At 34.8% G+C, this 12573-nt stretch carries 13 protein-coding genes; 8 read left to right on the top strand and 5 right to left on the bottom strand.

What is annotated here, in order from left to right; genetic code table 11:
- Positions 1–292 precede the first annotated feature (292 nt).
- Complete coding sequence (locus MTQ00_RS11180) at positions 293–664, top strand: septal ring lytic transglycosylase RlpA family protein (RefSeq protein WP_172279995.1); 372 nt, start codon at positions 293–295, stop codon at positions 662–664.
- Between the two features lie 62 nt (positions 665–726).
- On the opposite strand, the gene MTQ00_RS11175 is transcribed toward MTQ00_RS11180, so the two are convergent.
- From MTQ00_RS11175 to MTQ00_RS11155, 5 genes are all read right to left on the bottom strand, one after another.
- Complete coding sequence (locus MTQ00_RS11175; RefSeq protein ID WP_273649058.1) at positions 727–1491, bottom strand: exodeoxyribonuclease III; 765 nt, start codon at positions 1489–1491, stop codon at positions 727–729.
- Between the two features lie 87 nt (positions 1492–1578).
- Complete coding sequence (locus tag MTQ00_RS11170) at positions 1579–1959, bottom strand: MliC family protein (protein WP_273649056.1); 381 nt, start codon at positions 1957–1959, stop codon at positions 1579–1581.
- A 118-nt stretch (positions 1960–2077) separates the two neighbouring features.
- A complete protein-coding gene (gene porX / locus MTQ00_RS11165; RefSeq protein ID WP_273649054.1) occupies positions 2078–3622 on the bottom strand; it encodes a T9SS response regulator signal transducer PorX in 1545 nt (514 codons plus the stop codon).
- A 133-nt stretch (positions 3623–3755) separates the two neighbouring features.
- Positions 3756–4160: a S41 family peptidase gene (locus MTQ00_RS11160; protein WP_273649052.1), complete on the bottom strand. Its 405-nt coding sequence runs from the start codon at positions 4158–4160 to the stop codon at positions 3756–3758.
- A complete protein-coding gene (locus tag MTQ00_RS11155; RefSeq protein WP_273649050.1) occupies positions 4087–5400 on the bottom strand; it encodes a hypothetical protein in 1314 nt (437 codons plus the stop codon). Before MTQ00_RS11155 ends, MTQ00_RS11160 begins: the two co-directional genes overlap by 74 nt.
- 122 nt (positions 5401–5522) lie before the next feature.
- Between MTQ00_RS11155 and MTQ00_RS11150 the strand changes: the two genes are divergently transcribed.
- The 7 genes from MTQ00_RS11150 to sucD all read left to right on the top strand — a co-directional run bounded on the left by MTQ00_RS11150 (position 5523) and on the right by sucD (position 12565).
- Positions 5523–6749, top strand: a complete 1227-nt coding sequence (locus MTQ00_RS11150) for an HD domain-containing protein (protein WP_172279985.1) — start codon at positions 5523–5525, stop codon at positions 6747–6749.
- A gap of 72 nt (positions 6750–6821) precedes the next feature.
- Complete coding sequence (lpxD, locus tag MTQ00_RS11145; RefSeq protein ID WP_172279983.1) at positions 6822–7853, top strand: UDP-3-O-(3-hydroxymyristoyl)glucosamine N-acyltransferase; 1032 nt, start codon at positions 6822–6824, stop codon at positions 7851–7853.
- Positions 7846–9243: a bifunctional UDP-3-O-[3-hydroxymyristoyl] N-acetylglucosamine deacetylase/3-hydroxyacyl-ACP dehydratase gene (locus tag MTQ00_RS11140; RefSeq protein ID WP_172279981.1), complete on the top strand. Its 1398-nt coding sequence runs from the start codon at positions 7846–7848 to the stop codon at positions 9241–9243. The genes lpxD and MTQ00_RS11140 overlap by 8 nt, the downstream gene beginning before the upstream one ends.
- On the top strand, positions 9244–10032 hold the full coding sequence (lpxA, locus tag MTQ00_RS11135; protein WP_172279979.1) for an acyl-ACP--UDP-N-acetylglucosamine O-acyltransferase: 789 nt from the start codon (positions 9244–9246) through the stop codon (positions 10030–10032).
- A 35-nt stretch (positions 10033–10067) separates the two neighbouring features.
- Entirely contained in the window at positions 10068–10631 is a 564-nt protein-coding gene (gene efp, locus MTQ00_RS11130; protein ID WP_172279977.1) for an elongation factor P, read from the top strand.
- 67 nt (positions 10632–10698) lie between these two features.
- Positions 10699–11601 carry a UDP-3-O-(3-hydroxymyristoyl)glucosamine N-acyltransferase gene (locus tag MTQ00_RS11125; RefSeq protein WP_273649046.1) on the top strand — a complete coding sequence of 301 codons (903 nt, stop codon included), beginning with the start codon at positions 10699–10701 and terminating at the stop codon, positions 11599–11601.
- Between the two features lie 91 nt (positions 11602–11692).
- On the top strand, positions 11693–12565 hold the full coding sequence (gene sucD / locus MTQ00_RS11120) for a succinate--CoA ligase subunit alpha (RefSeq protein ID WP_273649044.1): 873 nt from the start codon (positions 11693–11695) through the stop codon (positions 12563–12565).
- The last annotated feature ends 8 nt before the right edge of the window (positions 12566–12573 follow it).

Here is a 12573-nt window from a genome sequence, read left to right as displayed (position 1 = left end):
TTCATTGGTCTTTTTGTATTATATAAAGAATGATTTATTTTTTTTATTACATTGTATATCAGTCAATTATATATTATCTATGGATGATGTGTATCGCAATTAGTTAATTATGTTAACTTTTTGAGGGTATTTTTAACACTTTTTAACAGTGGGTTCTAAAACCCCTATTTGTAAAGGGTTACAGACGTTGTTAACTTTGAATTGGGTTTTTGTTAACAGTTTTTAACATATCGGCTATGGTCTTAAGCAGATTCATGATACATTTGCCAAGTCAAAACCAATAAAATTCAAAATGATGAAAAGATTCATTCTCGTAATCATAATGATGATTTCAGCCTTTGGTATTTATTCTTTCAAGAACAATGCCACAGATGCGAAAAAAACAAGTTATGCATCGTTCTATCACGATAAGTTTAATGGTAGAAAAACTGCAAACGGAGAAATTTTTGATAATTCAAAATTCACCGCTGCAAACAGAACGCTTCCTTTTGGGACTAAAATTAGAGTTACCAATTTAAGCAATGGAAAAGAGGTTACAGTGAGGATAAATGATAGAGGACCTTTCCATTCATCAAGAGCTTTGGATATTTCCAGAGCCGCGTTCGATGAAATCGGAAATACCAATCTTGGTACTATTCCGGTAGAATATGAAATTGTCGATTAAATTTATGATTTATTAAATTTTAAAAGCCAACTGATTCAGTTGGCTTTTTTATTTGAACGTTTTTATATGTCTAATTCCAGCAATGCGGGGCAATGATCTGAATGAACGGCTTCTTTTAAAATAACAGCTCTTGACAGCTTATCCTTTAAAGCATAAGAGGTAAAGTTATAATCCAATCTCCAGCCTTTATTATTTGCTCTTGAATTTTGCCTGTAGCTCCACCATGTGTAATTATCAGGCTCATTATTAAAAAACCTGAAACTGTCTATCAGTTCACATTCTTCGATGAAATTGGTCATCCATTCACGTTCCATAGGTAAAAAGCCGGAAACATTTTTTAAGCGCACAGGATCGTGAATATCAATAGCCTGGTGGCAAATATTAAAATCACCCGAAATAATGAGGTTAGGAATTTCTTTTTTAAGGATTTTAATATAATTCAGAAAATCATGACAAAACTGCATCTTAAAGTCTAATCTTTCAATATTAGATGCAGAGGGGACATATACCGAAATTACGGAATAATCATCAAAATCTGCTCTGATAATCCTTCCTTCATTATCATAGCTTTCAATTCCGCAACCATATTCTACATGATTGGGCTGAATTTTAGAAGCTATTCCTACGCCGCTATATCCTTTTCTTATAGCAGAATGCCAGTAACTATGATAACCAAGTTTTTGAAGACTGTCGATGTCTATCTGGTCATTTCCTGCCTTACTTTCTTGAATACAAATGATATCCGGATCAGCAGTCTTTAGCCAACCCAAAAAATCTTTTGTAAAAGCTGCCCTGATTCCGTTAACATTATAAGTGATTAATTTCATACAAAAAATAAATTTTTTCAAATGTAGGGAAATTAAAAAGCCGGCCCTGAATTTCAAAACCGACTTTTTATCTTATTATAATAGATTTTATTTTTTAAAAACTACTTTTCCATCTTTTGTAAGTTCAATTTCTTCTCCTTTTCCTCTCAATTCATAGTGATCATTTTTATACCATATTCCAGATGCGGGCTTTTGACCCTGTAATTCAATCGTTTCTTTGTTGAATGCTACTGTTGCTGTGTTTTTGGTGTTATTGAACGTCATTTCCAGTGTTTTTCCACTACTGTCTGTTGAGGTACTTTTTACAATTTCATCCTTACCGGCTGAAATAGCAGCTGAATCAGATGGTTTTGAAGATATTGTATCTACGGTTGCAGTTGTTGCAGTATCTGCAGGAGTTTTCTCCTTATTACATGAGGTTAAAAACAAAGCTGCTATAGCAGCTGTAGCAAAAATGCTTCTTTTCATAATAGTGTATTTAATTATTGTGTATGTATTAGTATACAAAATAGATGCCTTAAAAAAGGCGGAAAAAATCAATTGATTTTTTCCGCCCTGAACCCAAAATTAATAAACTATGAAAAAACTACTTGGGTTCTAATATACTAATGGGAATAATACATTCTTCTAATGATATTCCTCCGTGTTGATATGTTTCTTTATAATAGTTGACAAAGTGGTTGTAATTCTTTGGATAAGCCAGGAAGATATTGTTTTTTGCAAAGATATACTTAGAGCTCAGGTTTCCTTTGGGTAAAAATAATTTCTCAGGATTGGTAATAGCCCATACATCCCGGTCATCATAAGTTAAACTTTTACCTGTTTTATAACGGATATTAGTGGAAGTTTCTCTGTCACCTACTACTTTGCTTGGCTTTTTCACATATACCGTTCCATGATCAGTAGTAATCACCAATTTATAACCATTTTCAGCAGCAAGTTTAATGATCTTTAAGATGGATGAATTTTCAAACCAGTTATAAGTTAAAGATCTAAAAGTTTTATCATCCCGGATCAATTGGTCTACAATATGATTATCTGTTTTGGCGTGAGATAGTATATCAATGAAATTATAAACAATCACTAATAAATCATTATTCTTGTGTTGATTAAAATCATCATAGATCTTTCTCTCGAAATCTGCATTCAATACTTTTAAGTATTTCATTGATTTGGAACCGAGGCCAATTCTTTTCATCTGATCCTCAAGAAAATCACGTTCAAATTCGTTTTTATTTCCGTCTTCATTATCGTTAAACCATTTATCTGGGAAACGTTTTTCTATTTCAGATGGTAATAAGCCTGCAAAGAATGAATTTCTTGCATACTGAGTAGCTGTTGGAAGAATACTGTAATAATAATCTTCAGACACTTTATTATAATACTTTGTAAATAGAGGCTCAACTACTTTCCATTGATCATATCTTAGATTGTCTATCATAAGAAGAAGAACCTTATTTTTTTCTACCTCAGGTTTTACTTTATCTTTGAAAAGGGTATGGCTCATAGATGGTTTATCGCTTCCGCTTAACCACTCTTCGTAATTATTTTCAATAAACTTTGCAAACTGAATGTTGGCTTCTTCTTTCTGAGATTGTAGAAGATCTGCAAATTCGTTATCAGTTACCTTATCAAATTTAATTTCCCAGTTTAGAATTTTCTTATAATATTCCGCCCATTCCTGATAAGATTTTAAATAAGAAAGTTCCATAGAAAGATTTCTGAATTCCTGCTGGTATTGCAAAATGGTTTTTTGTTCAACCAGATTATCTTCCTGAAGATTTTTTTTCAATGATAAAAGAATCTGATTCGGATTAACGGGCTTCAGTATATAGTCGGCAATCTGTGAACCTATTGCTTCCTCCATAATATGCTCTTCCTCACTTTTAGTAACCATTACTATCTTTAAGGAATTGTCTTTTTCTTTGATCATAGGAATTGCTTCCAAACCTGAAATCCCGGGCATATTTTCATCTATCAGTGTCAATGCAAATTTCTCAGAATCGATAAGCTCCAGTGCTTCATTCACATTATTAACAGGAGTTACCTGGTAGCCTTTTTTTTCTAAAAATACGATATGAGGTTTGAGTAAATCTATTTCATCATCTATCCATAATATTTTTTCGGACATAATATATATTTTTTACATGGTTATAGTATCAAAAGTGCGACCAACTCATTATAAAATCTGTCAAAATGAACAGATAAAAAGTTAAATTATAGTTAAATGGAACTCCCTCTACTACTTATCTTGAGGATTACATCTAGCGGCCGGTTTTTAAATACTCCAGGGCTCTTTCCAAAACCTCATCCTTTCCTGCTTTTATTCCTTTTAAAGTTGGTCTGACAATGATGTCAGGAATAATTCCGATTCTCTGTGTTTCCCTTTGATCAGGATAATAAGCACCAAGGCCGCTAAAGCTGGTTTCCAGGCCTGCAATTTTAAACCGGATAACATCTCCGTTGGCTCCGGAAGTATGACTTCCGATGATTTTTGCTTTAGGATGCTGTTTGAACATCATGGTTGTTGTTTCAGCTTGGCTTTGGGTGTTTTCATCTACCAAAACTACTACATTTCCTTTATAGTATTGATCATTATTTCTTCCCGATGCTGTTTTTTCTGATATAAAATAATCCCGGATAGGTCGTTTCCGGAAAAGTAAATTCATAATATAAACTTGTTTTCGGTAGAATTAATAGACTTAAAGGTCTTATTGTTTGTTTGGGATAATTTCTAAGATCAAAAATAATAGATTCGGTAGTTTTTAAATTTTGGTACATTTCATCCAGATCTTCTCTTTCAATAATTCCCATATTGACAATTCCAATCTTTTTTTCCTCATCATAAAATTGCCATTTCCGGGAAGCAATTTTCTTTTCATATACGATATCCTTTAATAGATACGTTTTTGCTTTAAGTGCAATATTTTGTCCTTCTCTTTCTACTTTGACTTCGACACTGTCTGAATTGGATAATAGAAAAAGATTTTTTACTTTTTTAATTTTCCCCCAGGTATTTGAGGCCGGAATATATTTTGAAAAGCTGTTAACCATTTGAGAGATCGTTTTACCGTCAATATCATAAATAATATCTCCCGGCTTTAAGACAGATTCCTCATTATATTGATTAGAATTGATTTTAGTGACAATAAGTTTCCCTTCTGCGTAAGAGTATTCAACAGGGATTCTCCTTCGTCCATATTGGTTGATACTAATGAGTGGTGAAAATAAAAAAGCATGAGAATCATCAGTCTTTGTTACCAACTCTGCCAATGTTAAATGATAATTGACATCGTTGTCTATCACCAGGAATTTAGGAATCATTTCTGTTAATACATCATCCCAGTTCTGATTTGTTTCATATTTATAAGGAAAGAAATATTCCACAAAATTCCAATATCTGAAAAGCTCCAGGAGTGCAATCTTTTTAGAAATGAATTTGGAACCCGTTGAATCATCATTGCGGAAAAATATTTTTCGGCCCCCTTTCCCAAAATAATAAGGGGTACCTACATATCTGTTTTCCTCAATAAATTGTAACCTGTTGGTGATACTTTCAATAAATATATTGTTGTCATTTATCCAGTCCAGATTAAAATTTTTACGAAAATAGACCTTGGTGTTGGTCAGTTTACAGGAATTGCACTTTTCAACAGCACCAAGGCTATCAAGCCATTGAGTATACAAGATATTCAGTTGGCTTTTATCTTGAATGCCGTCTAGCTCATCTATCTTTTGGAGCAATTGCTGATCCCAATTGAATGTGCCGTCAGCAACATGAGGGTGATAGTATTTTAAGAAACCCCATATTTTACATAGAGATTCCAGTTTTTGAACTTCAGAAATGGTTTGAGCGGAAAAGATATTTATACTGATAAACAGTAGTACAACAATTGAAAACGCCCTCATAAATTATTCGTCAATTATAATTTCAAAGATAAAGATCTCTGCATTATGGTGGGTTATTCTTGAAAGCAAAACCTAAGATTAAATTTCCCTAACTTTGTTAGCTTAATACTTCAGTTTTTCAAATGCAGAATAAGCTAAAAATTATCAACGATCCTGTTCATGGATTTATTAAAATCCCACATGAAATCTTATTTGATGTTATTGAGCATCCTTATTTTCAGAGGTTGAGGAGAATTTCACAGACAGGACTTCTTAATCTTATTTTTCCGGGAGCAACCCACACCAGATTTCATCATGCTATTGGAGCGATGCATCTTATGTTTACTGCTCTTGAAACTTTAAAGCAAAAGGGCGTAAAAATATCTGATGAAGAAGAAAAAGGAGCTATGTTAGCTATTTTGATGCATGATATAGGACATGGGCCATTTTCTCACGCATTGGAAAGCATGCTGATGGATGACTGGCATCATGAAAACCTTTCATTATTATTAATGAACAGGCTTAATGAAAAGTTTGAGGGTCAGCTTACGGTAGCAATTGAAATGTTTCAGGGTAAATATCACAGGAAGTTTTTTAATCAGCTGATTTCATCTCAGTTGGATGTTGACCGTCTGGATTATTTAAAAAGAGATAGCTTTTTCACGGGAGTATCTGAAGGAAACATCAATACACAAAGGATCATTTCTATGATGAATGTTTGTGAAGAGGGAGAATTGGTGATTGATGCAAAAGGAATTTATTCTATTGAAAACTTTTTGACTGCCAGAATGTTTATGTATTGGCAGGTTTATTATCACAAAACATCAGCATTAGCAGAATTTATTTTGGTGAAAATTCTGGAAAGGGCCAAATATCTGGTTTCCCAGGGAATCGATTTGCCTGCCACTGAAAATCTGAAATACTTTTTATATAGAGGAAAAAGTGCCGCAACCAATGAAGATATTGAAAGGTTTACCCAGCTTGATGATAATGACGTAATCCAGGCGATGAAGCTATGGCAGAATTCCGATGACTTTATATTGTCTTACTGGTGCAAAAGTGTGATTAAAAGAGATCTTCCTAAAACCATTATTTCATCACATCCATTTGATAAAGAATTTGTTGAGGAAAAAATAAAAAATACGAACGAGTTTTTTGGAATTGATAATGGGGAAGAATTAGTTCACGAAATTAAGAGAAAACTTTTGCCATACAATACCAAAATGCAACCCATCTATTTGTTACAGAAAAATGGTGAGAAAATAAGACTCGATGAGTCTGAAGACCAGCTTTTATCGGGATTGATCGTTAATAAGACGACACGATATATTTTAACATTTCCAAGAGATTTTTCCAAAATAAATTCTTAAAGAATATTAAAATTATCGATCCGAAAACTAAAAAATGTTTACGAATTATAGAATTTCTTATCTTTGCAGAATATGGAATTTACAGCTTCGCAAATTGCAAGTTTTATTGACGGGAAAATAATAGGTGACGAAAATGCACTTATTAATGGCGTTTCACCAATTGAAAATGGAGAATCGGGACATCTTTCTTTTATAGCTCAGGACCGGTTTTCTCATTATTTGGATACTTCCAAGTGTTCAGTAATTATTGCTTCAGAAAAACTTCTTGTAAAAGATAGTTATACTCCTACTATTATTGCCGTAAAAGATGCATATCTGTCCTTTCAGGTTCTTATGAATCTGTATCAGGAAATGCAGGGAAAAAAAGAAGGAATCGAAGACGGAGCATCTATTCACGATACCGCTGTAATAGCAGATAAAGTATATATTGGAGCATTTACCTATGTTTCAGAAAAAGCTAAAATCGGAGAGGGGACACAAATCTATCCACAAGTATACATCGGAAAAGGTGTTAAAATTGGAAAGAACTGCAAAATAGATAGCGGAGCAAGGATCTATGATTATTGTGTTATTGGGGATAATTGTGTTATCCATTCCAATACGGTAGTAGGGGGAGATGGATTTGGTTTTCAGCCAACAGCAGAAGGATTTAAAAAAATTCCACAACTTGGGAACGTTATTATTGAAGATGATGTGGAAATTGGTTCAAACTGTAGTATAGACAGGGCTACCATTGGATCTACCATTATTGGAAAAGGAACAAAAATAGATAACCTGATTCAGATTGCGCATAACGTTAAGATTGGTCAGAATAATGTAATTGCAGCCCAGGCCGGAATTGCAGGCTCTACAACGATCGGAGACTGGAATCAGATTGGAGGACAGGTAGGTGTAGTTGGTCATATTAAGATCGGCAATCAGGTGAAAATTCAGGCTCAGAGTGGAGTGAACTCCAGTGTAGGTGATAAAGAAACTTTATATGGTTCACCTGCAATCAGTTATAATGACTATTTGAGAAATTATGTTCATTTCAGGAATTTTACTGAAATCGTAGGAAGAATAAATAATCTTGAGAATACCTCAAAAGATAATACTAATGAGTGATATGCAAAAAACACTTCAGCAAGAGGTAACTCTTTCTGGAATTGGCCTTCATACTGGTAAAGAAGTAAAACTTACCATTAAACCTGCTAAAGAAAATACAGGTTTTGTTTTTGTAAGAACCGATTTAGAGGGGCACCCTCAGGTTGAAGCAGATGTTAACTATGTTGTAGCAACAGAAAGAGGGACAACCTTAGAAAAGCTAGGCGTTAAAATTAACACATGCGAGCATCTTCTTGCAGCTTTAGTAGGCTGCGATGTCGATAACGCTATATTGGAGATGGATGCTTCAGAACCTCCTATTATGGATGGATCTTCAAAGTTTTTTGTTGAAGCTATCGAAAGTGTAGGGGTAGTTGAGCAGGCCATTGCCCGAGAATACCTTGTGGTAAAAGAAGTTCTTAGCTATACAGACCCTGCAACGGGTTCTGAGATTACCATTATTCCATCAGATAACTACGAAATTACAACGATGGTAGATTTTGGAACTAAAGTATTAGGTACCCAAAATGCTACACTTAAAAATATCTCTGAGTTTAAAGAGGAAATTTCATCAGCAAGAACATTCAGCTTCTTACATGAACTGGAAATGCTTTTAGATCATGGTCTTATTAAAGGAGGTGATATTTCTAATGCAATTGTTTACGTTGATAAGGATTTAACTCCGGATACCACAGAAAAACTTAAAAAAGCATTTGGTAAAGACAATGTTTCTATCAGACCAAATGGTATTCTTGATAACCTTACTTTAAATTATCCTAATGAGGCAGCAAGACATAAGTTACTTGATGTAATTGGTGATCTGGCTTTAGCTGGTGTTAAAATAAAAGGTAAAGTTATCGCAAATAAACCAGGACATTTCGTGAATACTCAATTTGCAAAAAAACTGAATCGTCAGTGGAAACTGCAAAAAAAGAAAAATGTGCCTGATTTTGATCTTACAAAAGAACCGGTTTTTGATATTAACGGAATCATGAAACTGATGCCTCACAGACCTCCGTTCTTATTGATCGATAAGGTTCTGGAGCTTTCGGATTCTCACGTAGTAGGTTTGAAAAACGTTACAATGAATGAACCATTCTTTGTTGGGCATTTTCCAAAAGAACCTGTAATGCCGGGGGTTTTGCAAGTAGAAGCTTTAGCTCAAACCGGAGGAATTTTGGTTCTTGCAAGTGTTCCGGATCCTGAAAACTATTCTACTTATTTCATCAAAATGGATAAAGTAAAATTCAAAAGAAAAGTAGTTCCGGGAGATACGATGATTTTCAAAATTGAATTGATAGAGCCGATTAGAAGAGGTATCGTTCATATGCAGGGATACGGATATGTAGGAGATACAGTGGCTGTAGAAGCCGAATTAATGGCTCAAGTTGCAAAAAATAAAGTTGACTAAATGGTTCATCAATTAGCTGCCGTAGATAAACGTGCAAAAATCAGCAAGAACGTAATCGTAGAACCTTTTACTACTATTGCAGGGGACGTGGAAATTGGAGAAGGAAGCTGGATAGGTCCCAATGTTACCATTATGGATGGAGCTAGAATAGGGAAGAATTGCAGGATTTTTCCGGGAACTGTAATTTCTGCGATTCCGCAGGATTTAAAGTTTGATGGTGAAGATACTCAGGTAATTATCGGTGACGAGACTACAATCAGAGAGTGTGTTACCGTAAACAGGGGTACTAAAGCGCTAGGCTATACCAAAATAGGTAAAAACTGTCTGATTATGGCTACTTCTCATATTGCACACGATTGTGTAATTGGAGATCATGTTATCATAGTAAACGGTTGCGGTATTGCCGGTCACGTAGAAATAGGTGACTATACGGTAATGGGAGGACTAAGTGCTGTTCATCAGTTTGGGAAAATAGGAAAACATGTAATGATCTCTGGGGGTACATTGGTAAGAAAAGATATTCCTCCTTACGTAAAAGTTGCGAGAGAACCGATGTCTTATGCAGGGATTAATTCAGTAGGTTTAAGAAGAAGAGGATTCACAAATGAGAAAATTTTTGAGATCCAAAAGATCTACAGAGCTATTTTCCAGATGAAGATGAATGTGTCTCAGGCAATTAGTCATATTGAAAAAGAAATGCTACCAACGGCTGAAAGAGATGAAATCCTTCAGTTTATACAAAACTCTCCAAGAGGTATCGTAAAAGGTTATGGTACTGGAAAAGAGTAACTCATTTTAAAATAAAAAGATAATATAAAAAATTAATGGCAACAAGTAACGATATCAGAAAGGGACTTTGCATTGAATATAGCAATGATATTTTCAAGGTAATTGAATTTCTTCACGTAAAACCAGGAAAAGGACCTGCTTTTGTTAGAACCAAATTAAAATCTGTAACTAATGGAAAAGTAATTGATAATACTTTTTCAGCGGGACATAAAATAGATGAAGTAAAAGTAATTACAAGAAAATTCCAGTATCTTTATGATGATGAGAATGGATTCCACTTCATGAACAATGACGACTTTTCCCAGTTGTATATCAATAAGGAAATGATTGAAAACGCTCAGTTTATGAAGGCTGGTGAAGAAGTTACAATCATCCTGAAAGAAGCTGATGAAACTCCTCTTTCCGCTGAACTTCCACAATCTGTATTTTTAGATGTAATTGAAGCAGATCCGGGAGTAAAAGGGAATACTGCTACGAATGCTCTTAAGAATGCAATCGTTGAAACAGGAGCAAGAGTAATGGTTCCACTGTTTATTGAGCCGGGAGACAAAATCAAAGTAAATACTGAAGACGGTACTTATTTAGAAAGAGTAAAATAACAATATAATCTACATAAATTCGGTCTGCACCTGCAGTCCGAATTTTATTTTATAATAAGATTAATGTATGAGATTCCATTCTCCACAAAAGCTTAAAACAATAGCTGATTTAATTGGGGCAAGATTTATTGGCTCCGAAGATTTTGAAGTGTTGGGAACCAATGAGATCCATAGGGTAACCCCCGGGGATATTGTATTTGTTAACCACCCGAAATATTATGACAAAGCACTGAATTCGGCAGCAACGGTCATTCTTATCGATAAAGAGGTAGAGTGCCCGGAAGGAAAAGCTCTTCTTGTTTCTGAAGATCCGTTCAGGGATTTTAATTTTATCAATACTCATTTTACAAGAATATACAATTTTACAGAAGAATTACATGATGTTGAAATTGGAGAAGGAACCAGAATTCATCCTTCTGCAGTGATTGGCAATAATGTGAAGATAGGGAAGAATACCCACATATTCCCCAATGTTGTGATTGGTGACAGGACCGTGATCGGTGATAATGTTATTATTCAATCCGGAACGGTATTGGGAGGTGATGCATTTTATTACAGAAAGCTGAATGGTAATTTTGATCGTCTTGTTTCAGTAGGAAATGTTATTATTGAAAACAACGTTGAAATTGGTAATAATTGTACTATAGACAGAGGTGTTACGGATTCTACCATAATAGGAGAAGGTTCTGTATTAGACAATCTGATTCAGATAGGTCATGATACCATAATTGGTAAAAGATGTTTGATTGCTTCTCAGGTAGGAATAGCAGGATGTTGTATTGTTGAAGATGAGGTCACCATGTGGGGGCAGGTTGGAGTTGCATCAGGAATCAGACTGGAGAAAGGAACCATCCTTCTGGCCAAGGTGGGAGTGAACAGAGACCTGACTAAAGGAACCTATTTTGGAATGATTGCAGAAGAATTTCGTGAGTATTTGAAGAAAGAGGTAAAGCTGAGAAATCTCAAATAAACAATTCTTTTGGATTAGTCTAAAATCAAAGAAATTTAAGTAAATTTGTGAGCATTAATAAAATAGTAAATAAATTAAAAACAACAATAAAATGTCAATTTTAGTAAACAAAGATTCTAAAGTAATTGTACAAGGATTTACAGGAAACGAAGGTACTTTCCATGCTGGTCAGATGATTGAATACGGAACCAACGTAGTAGGTGGGGTTACTCCGGGAAAGGGAGGAAGCGAACACTTAGGAAAGCCTGTATTTAATACGGTTGCTGATGCTGTTCAAAAAGCTGGAGCTAACGTAAGTATTATTTTCGTACCACCTGCATTTGCTGCTGATGCTATTATGGAAGCTGCTGAAGCTGGAATTAAAGTTATCGTATGTATTACTGAAGGAATTCCTGTAGCGGATATGGTAAAAGTAAAATCTTACATCGCAGACAGAGACTGTAGATTGATCGGTCCGAACTGCCCTGGGATTATTACTTCAGAAGAAGCTAAAATTGGTATTATGCCAGGTTTCGTTTTCAAGAAAGGTAAAGTAGGTATCGTTTCTAAATCTGGTACTCTTACTTACGAAGCTGCTGACCAGGTTGTAAGAGCTGGTTTTGGTATTTCAACAGCTATCGGTATTGGTGGAGATCCAATTATTGGAACTACGACAAGAGAAGCGTTGGAGTTGTTTATCAATGACCCTGAAACAGAAGCAGTAGTGATGATTGGTGAAATTGGTGGTGGACTTGAAGCTGAAGCTGCAAGATGGTACAAAGCAAGTGGTTCTACTAAACCTGTAGTAGGTTTTATTGCAGGACAAACGGCACCTAAAGGAAGAACAATGGGACATGCTGGTGCTATTGTAGGTGGAGCTGAAGATACTGCTCAGGCTAAAATGGAAATCATGAGAGAAAATGGAATTAACGTTGTAGATTCTCCTGCTGACATTGGCGTTACTGTAGCTAAAGTGCTAGGATAAACCATAAA

Origin of the sequence: Chryseobacterium sp. B21-037 (assembly GCF_028570785.1) — a bacterium.
Taxonomy (GTDB): domain Bacteria; phylum Bacteroidota; class Bacteroidia; order Flavobacteriales; family Weeksellaceae; genus Chryseobacterium; species Chryseobacterium proteolyticum.
The sequence above is the reverse complement of the archived record's forward strand: the minus strand, read 5'-3'. Positions and strand labels throughout refer to the sequence as shown.

Excerpts from the sequence above, each read along its gene's own strand:
- lpxA (WP_172279979.1), top strand. The coding sequence starts at position 9,244 with ATGGTTCATCAATTAGCTGCCGTAGATAAACGTGCAAAAATCAGCAAG.
- MTQ00_RS11140 (WP_172279981.1), top strand. The coding sequence starts at position 7,846 with ATGAGTGATATGCAAAAAACACTTCAGCAAGAGGTAACTCTTTCTGGA.
- MTQ00_RS11155 (WP_273649050.1), bottom strand. The coding sequence starts at position 5,400 with ATGAGGGCGTTTTCAATTGTTGTACTACTGTTTATCAGTATAAATATC.
- MTQ00_RS11160 (WP_273649052.1), bottom strand. The coding sequence starts at position 4,160 with ATGAATTTACTTTTCCGGAAACGACCTATCCGGGATTATTTTATATCA.
- MTQ00_RS11125 (WP_273649046.1), top strand. The coding sequence starts at position 10,699 with ATGAGATTCCATTCTCCACAAAAGCTTAAAACAATAGCTGATTTAATT.
- sucD (WP_273649044.1), top strand. The coding sequence starts at position 11,693 with ATGTCAATTTTAGTAAACAAAGATTCTAAAGTAATTGTACAAGGATTT.
- porX (WP_273649054.1), bottom strand. The coding sequence starts at position 3,622 with ATGTCCGAAAAAATATTATGGATAGATGATGAAATAGATTTACTCAAA.
- MTQ00_RS11175 (WP_273649058.1), bottom strand. The coding sequence starts at position 1,491 with ATGAAATTAATCACTTATAATGTTAACGGAATCAGGGCAGCTTTTACA.
- MTQ00_RS11150 (WP_172279985.1), top strand. The coding sequence starts at position 5,523 with ATGCAGAATAAGCTAAAAATTATCAACGATCCTGTTCATGGATTTATT.
- lpxD (WP_172279983.1), top strand. The coding sequence starts at position 6,822 with ATGGAATTTACAGCTTCGCAAATTGCAAGTTTTATTGACGGGAAAATA.
- MTQ00_RS11170 (WP_273649056.1), bottom strand. The coding sequence starts at position 1,959 with ATGAAAAGAAGCATTTTTGCTACAGCTGCTATAGCAGCTTTGTTTTTA.
- MTQ00_RS11180 (WP_172279995.1), top strand. The coding sequence starts at position 293 with ATGATGAAAAGATTCATTCTCGTAATCATAATGATGATTTCAGCCTTT.
- efp (WP_172279977.1), top strand. The coding sequence starts at position 10,068 with ATGGCAACAAGTAACGATATCAGAAAGGGACTTTGCATTGAATATAGC.